Here is a 21,250-nt window from a genome sequence, read left to right as displayed (position 1 = left end):
TCCTTGCGCCAAATGGCGGCGAGCCCTCGACTCCAACGGGAATTCAGATTGGTCTGGCGTGCATGGCGTCCATACCGGCCTTGTAACGGCAAATAATGGCTCGTTCACTTTCGCTCTCAAGAAGTATTCTGGGATTGATACTCGATCGACCCATGCCTGATTTTCAAGGCCGGCATACGATGGATGCACGGATTGCCTACCAAGTACGCAGGGTTGCCTCGGAAGTGGGCTGTGCCGATCAATACGTCCGGAATCGCTCCTCCAAGGGAACACGCCTCCGAAGGGTCAGATCCCTTTTCGGATGGGCACTTAAGGTAGTATCGAGTGGGCAAACATATCGGCTCAAGACACCAACACGAACACGACGGAAGAACCATGAATTCGCACTTTCGCTGCTTTTACGTCACACGAGCCGACGACGTTGTCTCGCACCGAATCACCGAGCGACCCGTTTCGGAACTGCCCGATGGCGATGTCACCATCGCGGTGCAGTGGTCAAGCTTGAACTACAAAGACGCACTGGCGGCGACTGGGAATCCAGGCGTTGCGCCGAACCTGCCGCATGTTCCCGGCATCGATGCCGCGGGGGTGGTGGAAGTGGGAACCGAACGCTTACCCGTTGGTACGAAGGTGATCGTGACGGGCTACGATCTCGGCGGGAAACACTGGGGTGGTTGGGCAGAGCGAATTCGTGTCCCCGAGTCGTGGGTCGTGCCGCTTCCCGACTCCCTTTCACTGCGTGAAACGATGATCATTGGCACGGCCGGATTTACCGCTGCCCAGTGCGTTCGTGAAATCATCCGCAATGAAGTGCCAACGGATAAGAAACCCATCCTCGTCACCGGAGCGACGGGTGGCGTCGGTTCGTTGGCGGTCAAACTACTCAGCCAACTCGGGTACCGCGTCACCGCGATGACGGGCAAGCAGGAGGCTCACGATTGGCTGCGGAGCCTCGGTGCGAGTGAAATCGTCATGCGAGCTGAATTGGATACCGAGTCGACGCGGCCGATGCTGTCGACGCGATTCCAGGCCGGTGTCGATACGGTCGGCGGAAACACGCTGGTATCACTACTGAAATCCGTCGATGTCAACGGCTGCGTGTCCGCCTGCGGGATGGTCGGCGGTAGCGAACTGGAGATGACCGTGTTCCCGTTCATCCTCCGCGGCGTGCGGCTGGCCGGGATCACGTCGGCGCTCTGTCCGATGGATGAGCGGCTGAAAATCTGGGAACGGCTGGCTGGTCCCTGGAAACTGAACGACCTCGGTGTCTTTGCGAGCGAAATCGGTCTGGATGACCTATCGCCAAAAATCGATGAGATTCTCGCTGGAAAAGTTCGCGGCCGAGTGGTGGTGAATGTGGCGGGGGTCTAGCCGCAATCGTGGTGGGAGGTCCTGTTGACCCGGCTCGCTGGCGATCCCCGACGAAGTTCGGGAAGGGGTCCCACGCTGGTTTGAGACTACCCGTTGCGCTGTCGGCCCTCCCCGGATATCTCGCTGAACGCTCGATAACCGACCCTCCCAGCTTCGCCGGGCGGGTGAAGTCAATCGTTTCTGCGCAGCAACTTAAAAACTGCACAATCTCCCCGAGCGATCGTCAAGCGAAATCCATCTTGGAATGTCTCCGCGTTTCTTACTCCGGCAGACCGATCGAAACGACCTCGGGTGTTTCCGGCTTGGCGGGAGCGGGCGGTTTTTGATCCGGGTCTTGATACCGGGCAGTATCGAAATGCTTGCCGTAGGTACCAAAATCGTTGAACGCGTATTTTTTCGCCCAGCGATAGACGAAGCTGCGTTCGGGGATCTCGTCTCCCGGTTGGTATTGGCTCCGCCGCGGTGAAACCGCTTCGAGTTCGTCCATCACCACGCCCCGCGCGGTGGTATCGCGAGCACCATGTTTATCGGCGAGTTCGACCAGGAGATCGGGGCGTTCCATGATCACGCAGCCGCGTGTGGTATTGGCGGTCAGTTCTCGGAAATCTCGCAGGAATTCGGAGTTATTGAACGTTTCGGCGAGCGGCCGTTCGTCGTGGATCGATTCGGTCGCGAGCTGGATCACCGGGCAGGGTTCGATATCGCCCCAGGGGCCGATGTGGTGCGTGAACCCGGTCACTGCGGGGCACAAGGCGTTTCCCGCGTCGTCGTGGTAAGCGTCGATGACAACGATTGGCTTGGTCGCCCGCGTGTCGACAACGAACTGTCGCACCCGCCGCTGCTCTTCGCTCGAGAGCGCCAGCTGCGGGTTGGGTTCAGGACCGACGGGACGGTAAATATGGAACCAACAATACATCACGCCCATCTCGATCAGCCGGTCGACCCAGCGATCGGTGACGAGATCATCGATGTTGGATTTGCAGACGCTCGTGCAGACACCGACGAGCAGTTTGTTGCGAATCGCGGCGTCGATTCCCTCCATCGTTTGATTGAGCACCCCATCGCGGCCGCGACGGGTGTCGCTGATGATCTCACTGCCCTCGACACTGATCAGCGGCGTGACGTTGCCGCATTTCCGCAGCCGCGCGGCGACTTCATCGGTGATGAAGTGCCCGTTGGTGAAGACTTGGAAGTAAACGTCGGGGTGGGTTTCGAAGAGCGTCAGCAGATCTTTGTGCATGAACGGTTCGCCGCCCAGAATGCCGAAAAAGCTGTTGCCCATCGCTTTGGCTTCGCGAATCGTCCGGCTGGCCGCATCCAGCTCGATCCTGCTCTGCTTGGCACCGACGTCCACCCAACAGCCCTGGCAGCGCAGATTGCAGCTATTGATCACGGACATGTACAGAAACGGCGGAAAGAATTCACCTTTCTTCAGCCGACGCTTGTGCCGATGGATACTGCGCAAACCCTTCACGCCCAGCATCCAGACGGCTTTGGCGAGCAGCCGCTTGTCGGTTTCCATCGCGAACCGGCGAGCCATTTTGAGATACATGAAACGTTACAGTTAGGGAGAGCGGAGTTGGCAGGGGTGGCACGGGTCCAAGTTATTCTAACAGGTCGACGAGGTAAGGCAAAAGCAATCTCAGCCGACGGGCCGGACCGTCGCGGGCAAGTGGCGGTGTGGGTCAGAGCGTCAGACGGACGGAGTTGTGTGTTGGCATAGTCGACCGACGGCTCCGACCGTCGCGAGTTAGGAGGGTGGGTTGGCGGTGGGGGTGTGAGCTCAGACGGGCGGAGCCGTCTGGCTACTTTGTCGACCGACGGCTCCGACCGTCGCGAGTTAGGAGTGTGGGTTGGCGGTGGGGGTAAAAGCTCAGACGGGCGGGGTTGTGTGGCTGCATTGTCGACCGACGGCTCCGACCGTCGCGAGTTAGGAGGGTGGGTTGGCGGTGGGGGTGTGAGCTCAGACGAGCGGGGTTGTGTGGTGGCATTGTCGACCGACGGCTCCGACCGTCGCGAGTTGGGAGGGTGGGTTGGCGGTGGAGGTGAAAAGCTCAGACGGGCGGAGCCGTCTGGCTACTTTGGCTAGGCTTACCATTGACACATTGAGGCGGTTACAATGAGGCTGGACACCTCTTTCCCATCCGCTACTCTCTCACTCGACTGCATCATGACTGATTCGAAAAAAACGTCCCGGCCGGCCGTTCCCACTACTCCAGCGACCCAAGGGGTCGGCAGGCGCAGCGTCCTGCAGGTGGCTGCCGGTGCTGCCGCGACGACGCCCTATTTTGCCTGGAACCCCCGCACTCTCGCTGACGAGACGAAGAGTAAAATCGATCGCCGCACGATCGGTGTGATTGGTGCGGGTGGGATGGCAGCGGGAAACATCAAATCGGCGCAGCAGTGGTTGGACGTGGTCGCGGTCGCCGATGTCGACGCCGGTCGTGCGGACTCGTTCAACAAAAAATTCAGCGACGGCAAGGCGGATGTCTACGACGACTACCAGCCGATCCTCGAGCGTGACGATATCGACGTGCTGCACATCGCCACTCCAGACCACTGGCACACCAAGCCGTTGGTCGAAGCGATGTTGGCCGGAAAAGATGTGTACTGCGAAAAACCACTGACGCTGACGATCGACGAAGGCAAACTGATCCGCAAGGTCCAGAAACAAACCGGGCGGATTGTCCAGGTCGGCACGCAGCAACGCAGCACGTTCCCGTTGTTCGTCAAAGCACTGGCGATCGTCAACGAGGGGCGACTCGGCAAGATCCAACAGATCCAGGCAGCGATCGGCGGGGCTCCATCGAGCCCCGCGATCCCGGTCGCCGAAGCCCCCGAAAAATTGGATTGGGATCGTTGGCTGGGCCCCGCGCCAGCGACCGACTACCGGATTACGAGAAAAGACAAATCCACCTTCACCAATTGCCACTACGAATTTCGCTGGTGGTACGAATACTCCGGCGGCAAGCTCACCGACTGGGGCGCCCACCACGTGGATATTTGCAACTGGGCATTGAAACTCAACGGCCAGACCGAGGGGCCAACATCGATCAGCGGCACGGCCAAGCATCCGGTGGAATTCAAAGACGGCAAGCCGCTGCAAAACGACCGCTACAACACGGCGACCTCGTTCCAATTCAAGGTACAATACCCTGGTGACACCGAGATGATCATCCGCAACGACACCCGCAACGGCGTGTTGATCACGGGTGACAAGGGACGAATCTTTGTCAGTCGCGGTGCCCTGCAAGGCAAACCGGTCGAAGACCTCGCCGACAACCCCTTGCCCGAAGACGCGATTGCCAAGGTGTACCGGAACATGCCGATGGACTTCAACGCGCGGCAACAGCACTGGGCGAACTTCCTGTATTGCTCCGACCAGAAGGTCAAGCCGATTTCCGACGTGCACTCGCACATGGAAATGCTCAACGTCTGCCACCTCGCTGGCATCTGCGCGAGAACGGGCCGCGACTTGAAATGGGACGACTCGGTCGAACAGATCGTCGGCGACGACGCTGCCAACGCGATGCTCAGCCGTCCGTACCGCGACGGCTACGCGATCGAAATGGGCTAGTAGCGAGCATCCTTCGCCTGGCAGAGAATCACCACAGCGGCTGGGTAATCCACATTACCCGGCCGCTGACGGTTGCGAACTGGCAAATTCGGCTTCTTCCGCTGTTTGTCAGAAGTGTCTGGTTTCCCCTGACCGAAAAAACCTTCTAATCCATCGCGTCAAAGCCCTTGTCACCGAAGCGGTGTGTCGGGTACCCTATGCGATTCAAATTTTTGATGCCCCCCTGAGAAAAGTTCCCACCGTGGCTGTTCAGCGAACCTACATGGCCAAACCTGGCGAAGTCCAAAAGCAATGGCACGTCGTCGATGCAGACGACGAAGTGCTCGGACGTTTGGCCAGCGACATCGCCGTCGTTTTGATGGGCAAACATCGCCCCGAATACACCCCCCACGTCGACTGCGGTGACTTCGTCATCGTGACCAACGTGGAAAAAATTGCGATGACCGGCAATAAAATGCAGGCTCGCCACTATACCTGGTACACCGGCTATCCCGGCCTGCGTCTGGAAAGCTATCAAGACCGCCAGGAACGCAAGCCTGAGGACCTGTTGCGACACGCCGTTCGTCGGATGTTGCCCAAGAATCGGTTGGCTCGCCAAATGCTGGCTAAGCTGAAGATTTACGCTGGTCCCGATCATCCGCACACCGCTCAGCAGCCAACCGAATTGGTTCGGCAGAGCAAAAAAGTTAACAATTAGGCCCTGAGTGTCGAATCCATGATTGCAGTAAAAAAAGACAAAATCAACGGCGACGCACTCGGTACGGGTCGTCGCAAAAGTAGCATCGCTCGTGTTCGAGTGCGTGCCGGCAGCGGCAAAGTTGTCATCAATGGCAAGCCACTCAATGAGTTCTTCGTCAACGATCAACATCAGCGCGCCATTCTCGAAACCATCGAAGCCGCAGGGCTGGCCGACCAGATCGACGTCAGCGTCCGTGTTTCGGGCGGTGGAATGACCGGTCAGAGCGGCGCCGTCCGCATGGGTGTCGCCCGTGCCTTGTGCTCGCACGATGAAGCCCTCCACGATTCGATGCGTGAAGGCAGTTTCTTGACACGGGATTCTCGCATGAAGGAACGGAAGAAACCGGGTCTTCGTGGTGCTCGTCGCGGCGTCCAGTTTAGTAAACGATAAGAAAGCGTACGTTTTGAGCAAGAAAGAAGAAGCATTCGAAGTCGAAGGGACTGTCACCCAGGCATTAGCCAATACTCGATTTCGTGTCCAACTGGAAACCGGCAACGATGTGCTCGCGCACGTCGCCGGCCGAATGCGAAAGCACTTCATTCGGATTGTCCCTGGTGACAAAGTCCGTGTGGAGTTGTCGCCTTACGATCTGACGAAAGGTCGGATCGTCTACCGCGAACGCTGATCCTGCTTTCTTGACGTCGCAAAACACCATTGATGTTTTCGAACATCGATATCGCGGAACTCGATCAAGAGCTTTCGCAGTCAACATGTAGCGAAGTTCACCAGAACTCTCGGTAACCAATACGTAGCGAAGCTCACCCCCGAGCTCGCTGACTCCCACCAGGTATTTTGTCGTGGCCAAACCACAACACAAGCTGAAAAAAGCAAACCACGGGCGGCGCCCCGCTAGCGCCAAAGCACGCAAGGCAAAACGCAAGAAGATCAAGACCTAAGCCGATGGTGAAAAACGCTTTCATCATTGAGCCAAGCCTGCTCGATTTTGACCGTCCGATTGCGGATATTGAGGAAATTCGAAAACTCAATCCGCAACGGCACGAGATGGAACAGTTAACTGCCATCTTGCGCGAAGATCTCGAGTCGCATTCTTGCGCCGCGTACAAACAGATCACCGATGAGGAGTTCTGGGTTCGCGGTCATATGCCCGGCATGCCGCTGATGCCCGGTGTGATGATGCTCGAAGCAGTCGCTCAACTGTCGAGCTATTACACTCAGAAACACGACCTTCTCGGAGCCGCCATGGTCGGTTTCGGGGGCGTCGATGAGGTTCGATTCCGCGGTGTCGTGGTCCCTGGCGATCGATTGGTCGTCATGGTTCGTCTTGAGAAAGCCCGTCGTGGCCGCATGATCGTGGCTCGATTCCAAGGCGTCGTCGGTGAGAATCTTGTGCTGGAAGGTTGCCTCCGGGGCATCCCCATCCCGATTGAGGCTGTCACGCAACAGCTGACCAGCGGCTCGAAATAGAGCCATGTTTGTCGCGAGCTTCACCGCTCGCTCTGCGCTAGCGATTCCAATTTCGAATCGCCCAGCATCGATGCTCTGCCTTCTTGGGTCACGCCGATCATGATCCCGCGTCTGACTCACTCTCTGCATCGCAGCCTCAGCTCCTACTGGGATTCCTTTTCCTTTCTCGGTCTGATCCTAGCGACCCTGTTCTTTTGCGGATCGGTGACTCCGTCTCTCCTGCCGCGGCCGTACATCGTGCAGGGCATTCTTTCAGGATTCGCGACCGCTATCGGATATGTCGTGGGCGTGGTTCTCGTCTGGTTCTGGAATTTTCTAGAGCTCCCCGTTCCAAAACAAGAACTCGCTCGGCGTTTGAAACAGTTTACGGTGGCTGCGGTAGCTGTTCTTTTCGCCACCTTCACCTGGCACGCGAGCGCGTGGCAGAACTCGGTTCGCGTTTTGATGGAGATGCCGCCGATAGAGTCCTCCGAGCTGGTGTGGTTCTTCTTGATCGCCATGGTGGTCGCGGGGCTCCTCGTCACCTTCGCCCGCACAATGATTTTTGCCGGTGCGAGGCTATCGCGTTGGTTGCAAAAATATCTGCCGCGGCGGATTGCCATTTCTTTGAGCACGCTCGTTGTGTTCTTGACGGCGTTGTTTATTGGCAACGGGGTTGTCGCTCGCGGGCTATTGAGTGCTGCCGATGGATTCTTCTTGAATGCAGATAAACTGATCGAAGACGGCATCGCTCAGCCGACTGCCGAGTGGGCGTGCGGGAGCACTGCGTCTTTGGTCGATTGGGATTCCATCGGTCGACGGGGCAAGGACTTCATTGCTGGCGGACCGACCGCTGAAGAGATCGCTGAGTTCATCAACGACGACGACGGTGTGTCTGAGTCTGAGTGGATGCACCCTATTCGTGTCTACGTGGGAATGCGATCGGCCGAAGACGATCAGGCCCGGGCTGCACTCGCCCTCGAAGAGCTCAAACGGGCCGGTGGGTTCGAACGTGATGTGCTCGTCGTGGCCACGCCCACCGGCACAGGTTGGCTCGACGAGGGCGCTGTCGACACGTTTGAGTATTTGCATCGGGGGGATACGGCCATCGTCAGCATGCAGTACTCCTACTTGCCGAGCTGGATAACGATCCTTGTCGACCCTTCACGGTCGAAGCGATCGGCGTCGGCGTTGTTCGATCAAGTCTATGCGCACTGGACGACGTTGCCCAAGGACTCTCGACCCAAGCTCTTTCTGTTCGGCCTGAGCCTGGGTTCGTTCGGCTGCGAAGATTCGGCCGATCTGATGGAGACGTTTCAAGATCCCATTGGCGGGTCGGTGCTCAGTGGCCCGCCCTTTCCCAGCCGTCAATGGGGATCGATTGTTGCTTCTCGCAATCCAGGCACCCCTGTTTGGATGCCTACCTTTCGCGACGAGTCGATGATCCGGTTCACCTCGCAAACGAACAAATTGGACAATGGAAAAGCATGGGGGCCAATTCGCAATGTCTATATTCAGCATGCGAGCGATCCGATGGTTTGGTTTTCCCCTTCGCTGGCATGGAATCGACCTGCGTGGCTGAACCATCCCCGGGGGCCCGACGTGTCACCGGCACTACGCTGGTACCCGATTGTGACCTTCCTTCAGATCGCTTTCGATCTGCCAATGGCGACGAGCATCCCGATCGGCTACGGCCATAACTACGCCCCGTCGAGCTATATCGATGCCTGGGTCGCCGTCACGCAGCCCGCGGGCTGGTCGGAGGCGGATTTGCAGAAACTCAAAAATCGATTTGCTGAGACCGAGGACAGCTCGCATTGATGACGGAAGGATCTTCCGGCGGAAGCGTACTCTGCTAGCACTGGGTGCATTTTCCCGATCGGTCGATTCCCGGTTCCGTTGATCGGGGATTGAAGATCCGTCGTAAAGTCATTGAAAATCTCATTAAAATAACTTACCATGCTTCTGTGCCCCGTTCGGGTAACGCGGCGTGTTGACAAATTATAGTTGGATTGGATGCCCGAAGGGGTCAGCCACGCCATGTCTCGGAGATTAATAAGATGAACGCAAAATCATATTCCCGATCCGCTTTCACGTTGGTGGAATTGTTGGTGGTGATCGCCATCATCGGTGTTCTAGTCGGTTTGTTATTGCCAGCGGTGCAAGCTGCTCGCGAAGCGGCCCGCCGGATGTCCTGTAGCAACAATTTCAAACAACTTGGTCTGTCGCTCCACAACTACCATTCGGCGTACAACAAACTGTTGCCCAACGGGACGGGGACTGGTCCGGAGGATGCTGGCACCGGCAATCAACGCGCTTTATCGGCTCTACCTGGTCTGTCTCCCTTTATGGAGCAGCAAGCATTGTGGTCGCTGTTTGCCAATCCGCTGATGCCTGAGGCAGGAGAGTCGCCGGACAATCCACTACCCAATGGTTCATGGCCCGCTTTCGGTCCCCGCACGTGGTTGGATCTCAACGAGTATGATCCGTGGCAAACCCAGATCCCCACCCTGCGTTGCCCGTCCGATCCGGGCATGTCTGCCCTGGGACTGGGAATGACCAACTATGCCTTCTGTCTAGGCGATGGGATCCTGCGAGTGGATTACTCGCCGACCTCCCAGTGGGCCGATCGCGGTGTCTACCGGGGACTGTTTATGCGGAACGATCCCAAGGGATTTCGAGACGTGTTGGACGGGCTGAGCAATACTGTCGCAATGGCGGAGATCGCGACAGATCTAGGCGATCGTGAGTTGATCGGCAGCGTTGCCGATGGGACGAATTTCGGCGACAACGCAATGGGCTCTTCCACCTCAATTTGCACCGACATCGCCGATCCTACACGCCCGCAATTTGCTGAGCCGAGTATTTCCCTGTGGAGCAACGGTGGCGGGTCGCGAGGCAGTCGTTGGTACGACTGCAAGATCATGCTGACCGGATTCAACACCGTCCTGCCGCCCAATTCACCAACCTGTGTGCTCGGATGGGGGACGGCGTGGCGAAGCGGTATTTTCAGCGCCGCCAGTCGCCATCAAGGTGGCTGTCATGTGCTCATGGCAGACGGGGCCGTGAAGTTCATCACCGAATCGATCGAGGCCGGTAATCAAGAGGCTGACAGCGTTGCGAAGGACTACAACAATTTGGGCCAAGCCAGTCCATATGGGTTGTGGGGAGCTCTCGGAACAATCGCTTCACGCGAAGTCGCCAGCCTGCCCTGAGCCAGTCTTCCGGCCGCCAATCTCCCATCCTGACCCCCTGGATCTCGAAAATGAATCGCCAGACCCGTTCCGCCGCTCGATTGTTCTTTGGCATCGCTTGCTGTGTCCTCTTCGCTGCCGGATGCACGAACGAATCGACGTCAACGAAATTAGAAACGCCCGAAGGTATCGATTGGGAAGCCATCGAGGCGCAGGGTGCGAGCATTGCCGACGAATCTGCCAAAGGCGAACGAGCGAAGAGCAAATAGCGGACGAATCCGCTCTTCTTCCCGACTGCGATTGAGCGATCCTACACCCCCCCCCAATAGGGGTGATCTGGCTCACCTTCTGCACGGATAATCGCCAAATCTTCACTAGTTAAACGCTAGACTAACAAAGACGTCACGCTAAAATACGGGTGTAAGGGAATGCTCGCCCGCCTTCTGGATCTTCGACGTAGATCAGCGTAGGAACACAAGACTGGAACGACCCAGTTGCTCGTTTGCTTAAGATAGTGAACGAATGTTCCAATTCATTGTCCGCTGTGCGTTGCACGGCAGCTAGATCAGTCAGATCGGTAGTGAAAGATTGCGTCGACATGGTCGTCGCGACGCGTTGCCGCTCCGTCGCCAGGCGAAAGCGACCAGTATCGCATCGCGGTAGGAGCGATGTATCGCAGTTTCAGATGTGAAAGACATCGAACCTGAGCATTCCAGTACACGATCGAGATCGATCCCGTATCCGCGCTTACTGCATCGATACGAGTCTCCTCAACGAAACCACCTTAGATTTAGAAACCCCATGATGAAAATCTTCCGCCCTTTTTGGCTGCCTGTTTGCATAGCATCGATCGCGTTTTCCTGTGTCGGCTGTGGCGGTTCGACTGAACCCAAGGCGACCTCGGGTGACGAACTCTCACAGTACCTCGATGAGAATCCTGAGCTCAAGGAAATTCAGGATCATGCACCTCCATCGGACCCTCGGTCAAGCAATTAGACCTAGGTTTTAGACTGTACGAAAAGTGTTCTGCGTGCCTGTCAGCAGACGATGCCACCGTGAACGCTTTTCGCTTGACGTTTGACAACACATTCTTTTCCCTCTTGTCCTTTTCCTGCCCTTGTGGCATTGGAGTTACAAATGAAACCCTTTTTGAAGCGTCGCGGCTTCACTCTCGTCGAATTGCTAGTCGTCATCGCGATCATCGGCGTGTTGGTTGGTCTTCTATTACCAGCCGTGCAAGCTGCTCGCGAAGCTGCCCGACGAATGAGTTGCAGCAACAATCTCAAGCAAATTGGCTTGGGCGTCCACAACTACCACGCATCCTATAACAAGATGCCTAAACACGGATCGGGAACCTACACCCAGTATCCACCGGATACAGGAATTCAGCCTCCCGGTGGAAACCGCAGCGATTTGTCCACCTTGGTAGGGTTGTTGCCGTTCATCGAACAACAGGCTTTGTGGCAGGTAATTAGCAATCCCACAGCGACCGGTTTCCAAGCGATGGGCCCATGGCCCAACCGTCAGTTAGCTGATCACACGACCACCCCGTATGAACCCTGGTTGACGACGGTTCCGAGTTATCGCTGCCCCAGCGATCCAGGAGAGGGCTTGCCCGCTCATGGCCGCACGAACTTCGCCGCGTGTCTGGGAGACTCAGGTACGCTCGGGGACGTGGGAGACACAGCCGATAATGGCTCTTCTCGCGGCCTTCGTATCTATCAAGACAGCGCCTGTCGCGGTGCCTTCGTTCCGCGTACCCAGACGAGCTTCAACAGTATCCTGGACGGACTTTCCAATACCATCTGCATGGGTGAAATCCTGACGGACCTGGGCGACAACGACAAGCGAACCATCGCGGCGACTACTCCCAACGAGCTTTGGCGGGCCGGCAATGCGCTGTCCTGTCGGGATTACATCGATCCGGACCGACCTCAATTTTGGTTGGGCACGGCTCCGTTAATCGGCACTCCCGAGCAGCGTCGGGGATCGAAGTGGGCGTTGGCTCGCCCGCTTTATACCGGCTGCTTTACGATTCTCGGTCCGAACTCCGAACTCTGCTTCTCGGGTAACCACAATCAAGAGCGTGAAGGCGACGTCATGCCGAGCAGTCGGCATCAAGGCGGTGTGCACGTGTTGATGTGCGATGGAGCAGTGAAGTTCATCACGGACTCGATCGATGCAGGTGATTCCAGTAGCGCTCAAGTTCGCCATGGTACCGGTTTCCTGCCACCGGGCTCACCGAGCCCATATGGTTTGTGGGGAGCTCTCGGTACCCGAGCGGCTCACGAGATCATTGACACCGAGTTCTAGTGCTTGAAGTGTCGGCGGCCGGTAAACACCATCGGGATTTCGAATTCATCGCACGCCGCGATGACTTCGTTATCCCGACGTGAGCCGCCGGGTTGGATAATGGCGGCGACGCCAGCTTTCGCGGCGGCTTCAATCGAGTCGGGAAAGGGAAAGAACGCGTCGCTGGCCAAGATCGATCCCTCGCTGCGTTCGCCCGCTTTATCGATCGCGATTTCGACGCTATCGACCCGGCTCATTTGTCCGGCACCCACACCGATCAGGGAGGTGTCTTTGGCGAGCACGATGGCGTTGCTCTTGACGTGCCGCACCATTTCCCATCCGAAGGAAATGTCGTCCCACAATTCGTCGTCGACAGGCGTTTCGGTCGCTGTCTTCCACTGCAGTGACGAACTGCTCAAGCAGTCCGCGTCCTGGACCAACATCCCGCCGCTGATGAAGCGACGTGTGACCTTGTTACCGCTCTCGTCGAGACGGCCGACCTGCATCAATCGCACGTTGTCTTTCCAACGGGGCCGGGTCGTCAGCAATCCTACGGCGCTGGCCTCAAAATCCGGTGCCACGATCGCTTCGATGAACAGGCCGGGCTCGCAGAGCAATTCCGCCGTGGCCACATCAACGGTACGGTTGATTCCGATCACGCTGCCGAATGCGCTCAGCGGGTCCCCCGCCAATGCCTTTTCGGCCGCTTCGAGCAACGTATCGCCGGTCGCGGCGCCACAGGGGTTATTGTGTTTGATCACCGACGCGGCCGGTCTGGCGAAACCGCGAGCGATTTCCAGGGCAGCGTCGAGGTCGAGCAGGTTGTTGTAGGAGAGTTCCTTGCCGCTGATTTGACGGGCCGAGACAAGGTTCGCCGAACGATCGGTGCGATCGCTGTAAAGAGCGGCCCGTTGGTGCGGGTTCTCGCCGTAACGCAGTTGCGTCTTGCGTCGCAGATTGACGTGCATGGTTTGCGGGAACTCGCCGCTCACCGTCTCGTCTTGAAGGTACTCCGCGATGGCTCGGTCGTAGGTAGCGGTGTGATCGAAGGCTTCGGCTGCGAGTTGCCGCCGGAGCGCCCCGGTGGTACCGCCATTGGTCTGCAGCTGCTCGATGATCTCGCCGTACTGTTCGGGATTCGTCGCGACGGCAACATCGTTCTGGTTCTTGGCTGCCGCCCGCACGAGACTCGGCCCACCGATATCGATTTGCTCGATGCATTCTTCGCGACTGACCCCCGCTCGGCTGGCGGTGGCTGCGAACGGGTACAAATTGACCACGACCAAATCGAAGGGTTCGATATCGTGTTCGCTGATCGTTTCGAGATGGTCGGGACGATCGCGGCGAGCGAGAATGCCGGCGAAAATTCGTGGGTGCAGCGTTTTCACCCTGCCGTCGAGCATCTCGGGGAAACCGGTGTAGTCCGCGACATCCTCTACTTCGATGCCGGATTTTTCCAAGTGAGACCGGGTGCCCCCGGTACTGTAGATGGTCACGCCAGCGGCTCGCAAACCGGCGGCGAGATCCGTCAGCCCCATCTTGTCACTGACACTGATCAACGCATTGCGAACGGGAACGAGGTCAGACACGAGAAATCACTTCAGTAAGGGAAAAGTCCGGCGGGTGAGTTTTCCCAACATGTTCCTTGCGATTGCTTTCCAGGTCAAGGAGTACCGTCAAAGGAGTGCCCGCAAGAAGTATGCTCAGGACGTGACCGGGAGCCGTACCGAAATCCCCATCTCCTGCATCCGCTCTTTGGTCTGCGAAATCGTATACGTGCCGAAATGGAAGATGCTCGCCGCGAGGGCCGCATCGGCTTTCCCATCACGAATCGCTTCCCCCAAATGGTCTGGGCAACCTGCCCCGCCGCTGGCGACGACCGGGATCGACACCGCTTCACTGACCGCTCGCGTGATCGGGATGTCGTATCCATCGCAGGTGCCATCGGCGTCCATGCTGGTCAGCACGATTTCTCCCGCCCCGAGTTCCTCGACGCGCTTAGCCCATTCGACCGCCTGCAATCCGGTGGGTTTGCGACCGCCGTTGATGTGCACTTCCCAAAACTCCTCGCCATCTCGCTCGACCCGTTTGGGGTCGATGTTGACCACGATGCACTGGCAACCGAATCGATCGGCTGCCCGGCGGACGAAATCGGGGTCCGTCACTGCGGCGGAGTTGATGGATACCTTGTCGCATCCTGCCGACAACAGCGCTCGAACGTCTTCGACGGTGCGCACTCCACCGCCGACTGTCAGCGGCATGAAGACCTGCTCGGCTGTTCTCCGAACGACGTCGAGCAGAATGTCCCGCTCCTCGTGACTGGCTGTGATATCAAGGAACACGAGTTCATCGGCCCCCTCGGCTTCGTATCGACGGGCCACTTCCACGGGATCGCCGGCGTCTCGCAAATTGACGAAGTTCGTGCCTTTGACGACCCGGCCGCCATGAACGTCTAAACAGGGAATGATGCGTGCTGCGAGCATGGAAGAAGCTGTGGTCAGATGAAGAAAGTGTTCAGGTGAGTGAGTGCCTCTCCGGAGCGGGTCAGACCCCTTTTCGGAGAGACTTTTACGGTTTGATCTGCGTCTGCAAGCGAAATCGGATATCCGTGATTCTGGCTTGCGGGTGGTCCTTCGCCAGCGCTTTCAATATCTGACGCTTTTGAAATGTCAGTTCCTGCATCACGACACTGTCGACGGCATACACATGCAGGACTCCCCGGCTGAGTTTGCCGACCACGATACTGCCCGCGAGTGCGGGGCCCACGCTGCGGGCGATGGAATCGGTCATCGCGTTGTCGCTCGCGACGCTGGCGTATCCCCGCCGGCTCATCAATTGCGAGACGATCGTCCCGATCCGGCGAGCACTGTTGCCACGATCGGTTTCCTCGTGGTGCGTTTTCTTCTTCAAATGCTCGCCCTCGCCTTTCGCTTACCGGTCTCGTGCCATCGGCATGATGACGTAGGCATATCCATCATCGGTACTCAACAGCGCGGGTGATTTCGACGATTCGATTTCCATCACAAAAGTCGATTCCCCATCCATCACTTTGCAGAAATCAGCGAGGTAGCGATGATCCATTGTCAGCGTGATCGATTCACCGTCGTAGGCGATGGGAAGTTCAATTTGCGACTCGCCGAGGTCAGCGGTGGAGGCCTCGAGTTTGAGGGTCCCGTCGGCGAATGTGAAGTCGACTCCGCGGCTGTCGATATCGGTCACAATCGCCGCTTGCCGAAGTGCTGCGAACAACGGTCCGACGGTCACATCGATCTGCACGGCGTTCTCTCGCTGGGGTAGCACCTGCCTCCAATTGGGATAACGGCCTTCGACCAAGCGACTCGAAATGACCGCTCGCGGGGTGCGGATCAAAAGATCGTTGCCCTGTGAGGAGACTTCGACCGAGTCATCCTTTTCACTGAGAGCTTTCTCGATCAGTGCGATCGCTCGCGTGGGCACGATCGTGGTCATGCCATTGGTCTGGTGACCACCCACGGGCTCGCCCGTGCCCTCCATTCGTGCCAGCCGACGCCCGTCGGTGCCGACCGCAATCACGGAGTTCTCCTCCATCTCCAACAACACTCCACCGAGCGCGTATCGGCTCGATTCTGAATCAGTCGCAAAGGCGGTCCGCCGCAGCATCTCTCGGAATTGCCGCGTGCTGAGTTGGTGATACTTCTCTTGGTCGAACTCCCGGACTGTCGGAAATTCATCGGGATTGCTACCAGGCAAACGGAACTTGCTACGACTGCCCGAGATCCGGATGCCCGACTCGTCGGTTTCAATTGTGATCTTCTCGTCGCTGCTCTCGCGGAAAATCGCCCCGGTTCGCTGCACCGGCAATAGCGCGGTCCCCTCGGTGTCGATCTCGACTCCCTCGGTCACGTCCAGTCGAATTCCGACTTCTTGGTCGGTCGCCGACAGCGTCAACTTCGAACCCGCCGCTGTGATTTTGACGTTCTGCAAAATCTCCTTGGGCGAACGCGTCGGGGCAATGCTCGCGGCCAGTGCGAAAGCGTTGGCGAGGGTATCTCGTTGACAGGTGATCTTCATGTGTGACTGACTGGAAAAGAGCGTTCGGCAATGATCGATGACTGTTTTACCGCCGCCGCGCCGCCGATGCACCCCCTCGCTTTTCAAACCCAGTGGTCCACAGCCCTGTTGGATTGCTAGCAAGCGACAGCTACCGCTCAGAGGTTTGCCATCAATTCACTTAATCATTTTCTTCTTCGTCGTCGTAATGTGCGGCGCTGGAGTGTCCAACGAAGGCGAGATCGCCTCGCCAATACCAGCAAATCACACGCAAATCGGCCACCAGATAACTGTGGATAACCTGTCTATCCACTGTCCGAAACCTGTCTCATGTTGTCTGGATCTCAGACGACCTCAGACACAGGTGGCAGCAGGGATGCTCAGGGGTCGACAGGAATCGACAGAAGTTCGACACTCAGGAGACGAGTTATCCACAGCAGCGGAAGTGGGCTGGGCAAGTTAAAACGGGGCGAAATCGGCAATGAAAATGAACGAAAATAATTTGGAAACGGACGAGCTGACGATACTCTGGACGACCGTCGATAGTGCCGAGACGGCCCGGCGGCTGTCCGCCTCGTTGCTGCAAAACCGACTGGCGGCCTGCGTCCAAATCGACTCGCCTGTCGAGAGCCACTACAGCTGGGAGGGCCAGCTGAAGGTCGAGAAAGAGTACCGGCTGATCATCAAGTCGCGGGCCTCGCTGACCGCGGCACTGACAGAACACCTGGAGAAACATCATCCCTACGACGAGCCGCAGATTCTCGTTACCCCGGTGACGGCAGCAGCGGCAGGATACACCCGCTGGGTGAACGATCAGACGCGCTGACGACTAGCCGGCGAGAATCCGCTGCTTGATCAACCGCCAAACCCACAGCATGCCGCCGAGCAGTCCGAGTAGAGCGACTCCCAGCCACAGCAGCATGCCGCCCATGATCTCGTCCATAGCAGCAATCGTCAGCCGTAGTTCATCGTTGTAGACCCGGTCCCAGAACAGCACGGTCAATACAGTCCCGGCACAGAGGTACGGACCGAAGGGGGTGGCCCGGTCGCGGGTGATCGCGAACTGGACCAGAACGATTGCGATCGCAGCGAGCGGTGCGAGAAAGAACGCAGCGGTCGAGGCCTGCCAACCGATGTAAGCACCGATCATTGCCATCAGCGTCACGTCGCCGAATCCCATGGCTTCGGTTCGCATCGCCCAGCTACCGACCAAGCGAATCGACCAGACGATACCGCCGCCGACAGCGATCCCCATCAGGGAGCTGGCCAGTCCCAACCAAGTCGAATCGCCGATTTGAAAAACCCCGCAAATCGCGATCAGGCCAACGATCCAGATCCCCGCTAAGACTTTCCAGCTGCCGTGGCGTATCAGCCGGGCGAAGAAATAGGAGACCGCTTTGGAAAAACCGCGGCGGAGAATGACGCGGCGGTCGGCCAGGGCGAAGCACCAGATCGACCAAATCGCTAAACAGGTCAGCAGGCCACTGCCGCTCATCCAGGAGGGAGCCAACTGTACCGGGTGCTGCAGCGTGACAGGGGCGATGCCGCCAGGCAGCTCGCCGGGAAGAAAAATGTAGGGGGTCAGACAGGCCAGCCCCAAGCCGAGGATCGTGCCGGGAATAGTGATCAAGTCCGGGATCGTGCGCTCGTCGAAATCGATGAAAGTCGCTGCGACCATCATCGTCAACAAAAACGCATGGACGAAAAACAGCAGGGTCATCCAAGGCGTGAAGAGGGGAAGAAGATTCGGGGGCAATTCAGGCGGCAGCAATTGACCAGCGATCCACGAGCGGTGCATCAGCGGTAGTGTCAACGCCATGACACTTTCGATCAGTAGTGGCCGTACCCAGAACCCGCGCCCCAACAGCGACGATTCACGCCGCAATCGCAGCCAGCCAACAATGGGGATTCGGTCGAGCCACGATCGGGCAGGCAGCTTTTCCACGATCGCTCGCTGCTCTTCGTCCCAGGGCCACGGATCGAGGGCATACCAAGGCGAGATCGGACGTCGAAACCAACACCATGACGTGATCACGTGATTTGCCATCGCCCCAGCCACCAAGCCGAGTATAGCCAGAATCACGGTGGAAGCCGGTTCGGACAGGCTCATCCAAGCATCGATGGACGAGTTCAAGGGACCGAGATTCATGGAGCTATCGCTTGGCACGGAAGAAAAAAGATTCACCCCAAGGTGATACCGCACTTCCAGGAGAGAAGAGAGGCCGTCTCACCTCTAGGCATCAAGGGGCACGTTAAAAAATAACGACGAGAAGTCACAGTGAAAGCCCCACGTAGGATCATAGTCGCCCGACGGCTCCGCCCGTCGTGAGTGGGAAGAGTGCCCTTCAGCTGAGACGGTCGGAGCCGTCTTGCTACATAGTCGCCCGACGGCTCCGCCCGTCGTGAGCCGGAAGAGTGCTCTTCAGCTGAGACGGTCGGAGCCGTCTGGCGACATAGCCGCCCGACGGCTCCGACCGTCGGGAGCCGGAAGAGTGCTCTTCAGCTGAGACGGTCGGAGCCGTCTTGCTACATAGTCGCCCGACGGCTCCGCCCGTCGGGAGTCGGTAGAGTGCCCGTCAGCTCAGACGGTCGGAGCCGTCTTGCTACATAGTCGCCCGACGGCTCCGCCCGTCGTGAGTGGGAAGAGTGCTCTTCAGCTCAGACGGTCGGAGCCGTCTTGCTACATAGTCGCCCGACGGCTCCGCCCGTCGGGAGTGGGAAGAGTGCTCTTCAGCACAGACGGTCGGAGCCGTCTTGCTACATAGTCGCCCGACGGCTCCGCCCGTCGTGAGTGGGAAGAGTGCTCTTCAGCTCAGACGGTCGGAGCCGTCTTGCTACATAGTCGCCCGACGGCTCCGCCCGTCGGGAGTGGGAAGAGTGCTCTTCAGCACAGACGGTCGGAGCCGTCTTGCTACATAGTCGCCCGACGGCTCCGCCCGTCGTGAGTGGGAAGAGTGCTCTTCAGCTCAGACGGTCGGAGCCGTCTTGCTACATAGTCGCCCGACGGCTCCGCCCGTCGGGAGTGGGAAGAGTGCTCTTCAGCACAGACGGTCGGAGCCGTCTTGCTACATAGTCGCCCGACGGCTCCGCCCGTCGCGAGCCGGTAGTGTGCCCGTCAGCTCAGCCGGTCGGAGCCGTCTTGCTACTTTACCCACACCCATCCGACTCCGAGGCAGCTACACTGTTGGGTAGAGTTGCGATCCTACCCCAGCGAACAAACGGGCTGAGCGAATGTTGTCGATGATTGAGAAGGCAAAGATGTGGAAGTCTTGCAGCGTCTTGACGCTAGTAGCGTGTTCGAGTGTCGCGGCCACGGCGGACGATTGGCCGCAATGGCAAGGACCGAATCGAGACGCGATCTCACTCGAGACAGGTCTCATGCAACAATGGCCCGCCGACGGACCGCCTCTGGCTTGGCGAGCCGATGGGCTCGGCGGGGGTGATAGCGCACCGGCTATCGCCGACGGAAGAATCTTCGGCATGAGCTCCCGCGACGGCAAAGAGATCGTCTGGGCCTTGTCGCAGCAGGATGGCAGCGAAGAATGGGCCTCGGCGATCGGCGACGAAATTGAGCAAGGCGTGCCGCAATCCAAAGAAGGACCGGGCTGCACCCCGACGGTTGATGGGGAGCGGCTCTACGTGATCGGGATGGGAGGAGCCGTTGCCTGCCTCAACGTGAGCGATGGAACGATCGTTTGGCAACGAAGTTTCGCCGACGACTTCGGTGGGCAAGTCCCCGCCTGGAGCTACCGCGAATCACCGCTCGTCGATGGCGAGAAAATTATCTGCACGCCTGGCGGAAAAGATGCCACGATGGTCGCACTGGACAAATCCACGGGAGAGGTGATCTGGAAATCGAAGTTGCCCGATCCGAGTCCAACTGAAACGGCAGATCAGGCGTCGAGTGAGCAAGCGTCCGGTGGTCGAGGAGGTGGTCGCCGTGGGAATTCGGGTCGACGTCGTCGCGGCCCCAGCGGCACGGCAGGCTACGCATCGGCCATCGCCATCGATTTCGAAGGCCAGCGTCAATACGTCCAGTTCACTGCGAAAGCATTGATCGGGGTCGACGCAGCCGATGGGGAAGTATTGTGGCAATACAAAAGCCCAGCAAATCCGATCGGAATTAGCTGCACCACACCGATCTCTCAGGACGGTTTGATCTTCGCCACCTCCGCCTACGGTGCAGGCGGTGGAGCTGTCCGTTTGGTGAAGTCGGCCGACGGCGAGATCGAAGCACAGGAAGTGTATTTCACACCGAGCATGCAGAACCATCACGGGGGCACGATCGTTACGGGCGGGGCGTTGTACGGTGCCAATGGTGGCAACGGCGGTGGTTTTCTCTCCTGTCTCGATTTCAAGACCGGTGAGCTGTTGTGGCGAGACCGCGACGCCCCCAAAGGATCGCTCGCCATGGCCGACGGACGTATCTATCTACGCAGTGAAGACGGCACGATGATCTTGATCGAACCGTCACGCGAAGAATTGGTCGAGCGCGGCCGTTTTGAACAGCCCGATCGCAGCAGCGCACCAGCCTGGGCGCATCCGGTGGTTGCCAACGGGAAACTTTATATCCGTGATCAAGGCGTGCTTTTCTGCTACGACGTTGCGGCGGAGTGATGCGGCGAAAGTCGGTTGGCGTCTCAC

Annotated in this window: 20 protein-coding genes; 13 read left to right on the top strand and 7 right to left on the bottom strand. The window is 58.3% G+C overall.

Annotated elements, in window-relative coordinates:
* The first annotated feature begins 375 nt into the window (after positions 1 to 375).
* Complete coding sequence (locus CA85_RS13355; protein ID WP_146391839.1) at positions 376 to 1,371, top strand: YhdH/YhfP family quinone oxidoreductase; 996 nt, start codon at positions 376 to 378, stop codon at positions 1,369 to 1,371.
* 259 nt (positions 1,372 to 1,630) lie between these two features.
* Here the strand turns inward: CA85_RS13355 and CA85_RS13350 are convergent, their stop codons facing one another.
* Entirely contained in the window at positions 1,631 to 2,911 is a 1,281-nt protein-coding gene (locus CA85_RS13350) for a radical SAM protein (RefSeq protein WP_146392022.1), read from the bottom strand.
* Between the two features lie 630 nt (positions 2,912 to 3,541).
* Here CA85_RS13350 and CA85_RS13345 point away from each other — a divergent pair.
* The 9 genes from CA85_RS13345 (at position 3,542) to CA85_RS13310 (ending at position 10,554) form a co-directional block, all read left to right on the top strand.
* Positions 3,542 to 4,948: a Gfo/Idh/MocA family protein gene (locus CA85_RS13345; RefSeq protein WP_146391838.1), complete on the top strand. Its 1,407-nt coding sequence runs from the start codon at positions 3,542 to 3,544 to the stop codon at positions 4,946 to 4,948.
* A 262-nt stretch (positions 4,949 to 5,210) separates the two neighbouring features.
* Positions 5,211 to 5,645, top strand: a complete 435-nt coding sequence (gene rplM, locus CA85_RS13340) for a 50S ribosomal protein L13 (protein WP_186774924.1) — start codon at positions 5,211 to 5,213, stop codon at positions 5,643 to 5,645.
* Positions 5,646 to 5,663: 18 nt separating this feature from the next.
* Positions 5,664 to 6,077, top strand: coding sequence for a 30S ribosomal protein S9 (gene rpsI / locus CA85_RS13335; RefSeq protein ID WP_146391836.1), 414 nt, complete (start codon positions 5,664 to 5,666; stop codon positions 6,075 to 6,077).
* A 13-nt stretch (positions 6,078 to 6,090) separates the two neighbouring features.
* Positions 6,091 to 6,312, top strand: a complete 222-nt coding sequence (gene infA, locus CA85_RS13330) for a translation initiation factor IF-1 (RefSeq protein ID WP_008681989.1) — start codon at positions 6,091 to 6,093, stop codon at positions 6,310 to 6,312.
* Between the two features lie 172 nt (positions 6,313 to 6,484).
* Positions 6,485 to 6,583 (top strand): 50S ribosomal protein bL37, encoded by a 99-nt coding sequence (locus tag CA85_RS26125; protein WP_390621835.1) that lies wholly within the window; start codon positions 6,485 to 6,487, stop codon positions 6,581 to 6,583.
* Between the two features lie 4 nt (positions 6,584 to 6,587).
* Entirely contained in the window at positions 6,588 to 7,112 is a 525-nt protein-coding gene (locus tag CA85_RS13325) for a 3-hydroxyacyl-ACP dehydratase FabZ family protein (protein ID WP_146391835.1), read from the top strand.
* Positions 7,113 to 7,211: 99 nt separating this feature from the next.
* Positions 7,212 to 8,912, top strand: a complete 1,701-nt coding sequence (locus CA85_RS13320) for an alpha/beta hydrolase (protein ID WP_146391834.1) — start codon at positions 7,212 to 7,214, stop codon at positions 8,910 to 8,912.
* 239 nt (positions 8,913 to 9,151) lie between these two features.
* Positions 9,152 to 10,306, top strand: coding sequence for a DUF1559 domain-containing protein (locus CA85_RS13315; protein WP_146391833.1), 1,155 nt, complete (start codon positions 9,152 to 9,154; stop codon positions 10,304 to 10,306).
* Between the two features lie 50 nt (positions 10,307 to 10,356).
* Positions 10,357 to 10,554 (top strand): hypothetical protein, encoded by a 198-nt coding sequence (locus tag CA85_RS13310; RefSeq protein WP_146391832.1) that lies wholly within the window; start codon positions 10,357 to 10,359, stop codon positions 10,552 to 10,554.
* Between the two features lie 296 nt (positions 10,555 to 10,850).
* On the opposite strand, the gene CA85_RS24930 is transcribed toward CA85_RS13310, so the two are convergent.
* The gene (locus tag CA85_RS24930; RefSeq protein WP_186774923.1) at positions 10,851 to 11,006 is read right to left on the bottom strand and encodes a hypothetical protein; all 156 of its coding nucleotides are present in this window, start codon (positions 11,004 to 11,006) and stop codon (positions 10,851 to 10,853) included.
* Between the two features lie 416 nt (positions 11,007 to 11,422).
* Here CA85_RS24930 and CA85_RS13300 point away from each other — a divergent pair, with 416 nt between their 5' ends.
* Positions 11,423 to 12,598 carry a DUF1559 domain-containing protein gene (locus tag CA85_RS13300; protein ID WP_146391830.1) on the top strand — a complete coding sequence of 392 codons (1,176 nt, stop codon included), beginning with the start codon at positions 11,423 to 11,425 and terminating at the stop codon, positions 12,596 to 12,598.
* On the opposite strand, the gene purH is transcribed toward CA85_RS13300, so the two are convergent.
* The 4 genes from purH to dnaN form a co-directional block, all read right to left on the bottom strand.
* Positions 12,595 to 14,166: a bifunctional phosphoribosylaminoimidazolecarboxamide formyltransferase/IMP cyclohydrolase gene (gene purH, locus CA85_RS13295; protein ID WP_146391829.1), complete on the bottom strand. Its 1,572-nt coding sequence runs from the start codon at positions 14,164 to 14,166 to the stop codon at positions 12,595 to 12,597. The genes CA85_RS13300 and purH overlap by 4 nt on opposite strands.
* Before the next feature lie 114 nt (positions 14,167 to 14,280).
* A complete protein-coding gene (gene hisF, locus CA85_RS13290; protein WP_146391828.1) occupies positions 14,281 to 15,060 on the bottom strand; it encodes an imidazole glycerol phosphate synthase subunit HisF in 780 nt (259 codons plus the stop codon).
* 85 nt (positions 15,061 to 15,145) lie between these two features.
* On the bottom strand, positions 15,146 to 15,487 hold the full coding sequence (locus CA85_RS13285) for a DUF721 domain-containing protein (protein WP_246112774.1): 342 nt from the start codon (positions 15,485 to 15,487) through the stop codon (positions 15,146 to 15,148).
* Positions 15,488 to 15,508: 21 nt separating this feature from the next.
* Positions 15,509 to 16,627: a DNA polymerase III subunit beta gene (gene dnaN / locus CA85_RS13280; RefSeq protein ID WP_146391827.1), complete on the bottom strand. Its 1,119-nt coding sequence runs from the start codon at positions 16,625 to 16,627 to the stop codon at positions 15,509 to 15,511.
* A 460-nt stretch (positions 16,628 to 17,087) separates the two neighbouring features.
* On the opposite strand from dnaN, the gene cutA reads away from it, so the two are divergent.
* Entirely contained in the window at positions 17,088 to 17,432 is a 345-nt protein-coding gene (cutA, locus tag CA85_RS13275; RefSeq protein WP_246112773.1) for a divalent-cation tolerance protein CutA, read from the top strand.
* A gap of 3 nt (positions 17,433 to 17,435) precedes the next feature.
* Here cutA and CA85_RS13270 read toward each other — a convergent pair whose 3' ends face one another.
* Entirely contained in the window at positions 17,436 to 18,755 is a 1,320-nt protein-coding gene (locus CA85_RS13270; RefSeq protein ID WP_146391826.1) for a prepilin peptidase, read from the bottom strand.
* 1,091 nt (positions 18,756 to 19,846) lie between these two features.
* Here CA85_RS13270 and CA85_RS13265 point away from each other — a divergent pair.
* Positions 19,847 to 21,223 carry an outer membrane protein assembly factor BamB family protein gene (locus CA85_RS13265; RefSeq protein WP_246112772.1) on the top strand — a complete coding sequence of 459 codons (1,377 nt, stop codon included), beginning with the start codon at positions 19,847 to 19,849 and terminating at the stop codon, positions 21,221 to 21,223.
* Positions 21,224 to 21,250: the final 27 nt, after the last annotated feature.

Origin of the sequence: Allorhodopirellula solitaria (assembly GCF_007859855.1) — a bacterium.
Classification (GTDB): domain Bacteria; phylum Planctomycetota; class Planctomycetia; order Pirellulales; family Pirellulaceae; genus Rhodopirellula; species Rhodopirellula solitaria.
This window is presented reverse-complemented; position numbering and strand designations above follow the sequence as displayed.

Bases quoted from the DNA above. Each gene is read 5' to 3' on its own strand.
- CA85_RS13355 (WP_146391839.1), top strand. From the start codon at position 376: ATGAATTCGCACTTTCGCTGCTTTTACGTCACACGAGCCGACGACGTT.
- CA85_RS13350 (WP_146392022.1), bottom strand. From the start codon at position 2,911: ATGGCTCGCCGGTTCGCGATGGAAACCGACAAGCGGCTGCTCGCCAAA.
- CA85_RS13345 (WP_146391838.1), top strand. From the start codon at position 3,542: ATGACTGATTCGAAAAAAACGTCCCGGCCGGCCGTTCCCACTACTCCA.
- rplM (WP_186774924.1), top strand. From the start codon at position 5,211: ATGGCCAAACCTGGCGAAGTCCAAAAGCAATGGCACGTCGTCGATGCA.
- rpsI (WP_146391836.1), top strand. From the start codon at position 5,664: ATGATTGCAGTAAAAAAAGACAAAATCAACGGCGACGCACTCGGTACG.
- CA85_RS13325 (WP_146391835.1), top strand. From the start codon at position 6,588: ATGGTGAAAAACGCTTTCATCATTGAGCCAAGCCTGCTCGATTTTGAC.
- CA85_RS13320 (WP_146391834.1), top strand. From the start codon at position 7,212: ATGATCCCGCGTCTGACTCACTCTCTGCATCGCAGCCTCAGCTCCTAC.
- CA85_RS13315 (WP_146391833.1), top strand. From the start codon at position 9,152: ATGAACGCAAAATCATATTCCCGATCCGCTTTCACGTTGGTGGAATTG.
- CA85_RS13310 (WP_146391832.1), top strand. From the start codon at position 10,357: ATGAATCGCCAGACCCGTTCCGCCGCTCGATTGTTCTTTGGCATCGCT.
- CA85_RS13300 (WP_146391830.1), top strand. From the start codon at position 11,423: ATGAAACCCTTTTTGAAGCGTCGCGGCTTCACTCTCGTCGAATTGCTA.
- hisF (WP_146391828.1), bottom strand. From the start codon at position 15,060: ATGCTCGCAGCACGCATCATTCCCTGTTTAGACGTTCATGGCGGCCGG.
- dnaN (WP_146391827.1), bottom strand. From the start codon at position 16,627: ATGAAGATCACCTGTCAACGAGATACCCTCGCCAACGCTTTCGCACTG.
- cutA (WP_246112773.1), top strand. From the start codon at position 17,088: ATGAAAATGAACGAAAATAATTTGGAAACGGACGAGCTGACGATACTC.
- CA85_RS13270 (WP_146391826.1), bottom strand. From the start codon at position 18,755: ATGAATCTCGGTCCCTTGAACTCGTCCATCGATGCTTGGATGAGCCTG.
- CA85_RS13265 (WP_246112772.1), top strand. From the start codon at position 19,847: ATGATTGAGAAGGCAAAGATGTGGAAGTCTTGCAGCGTCTTGACGCTA.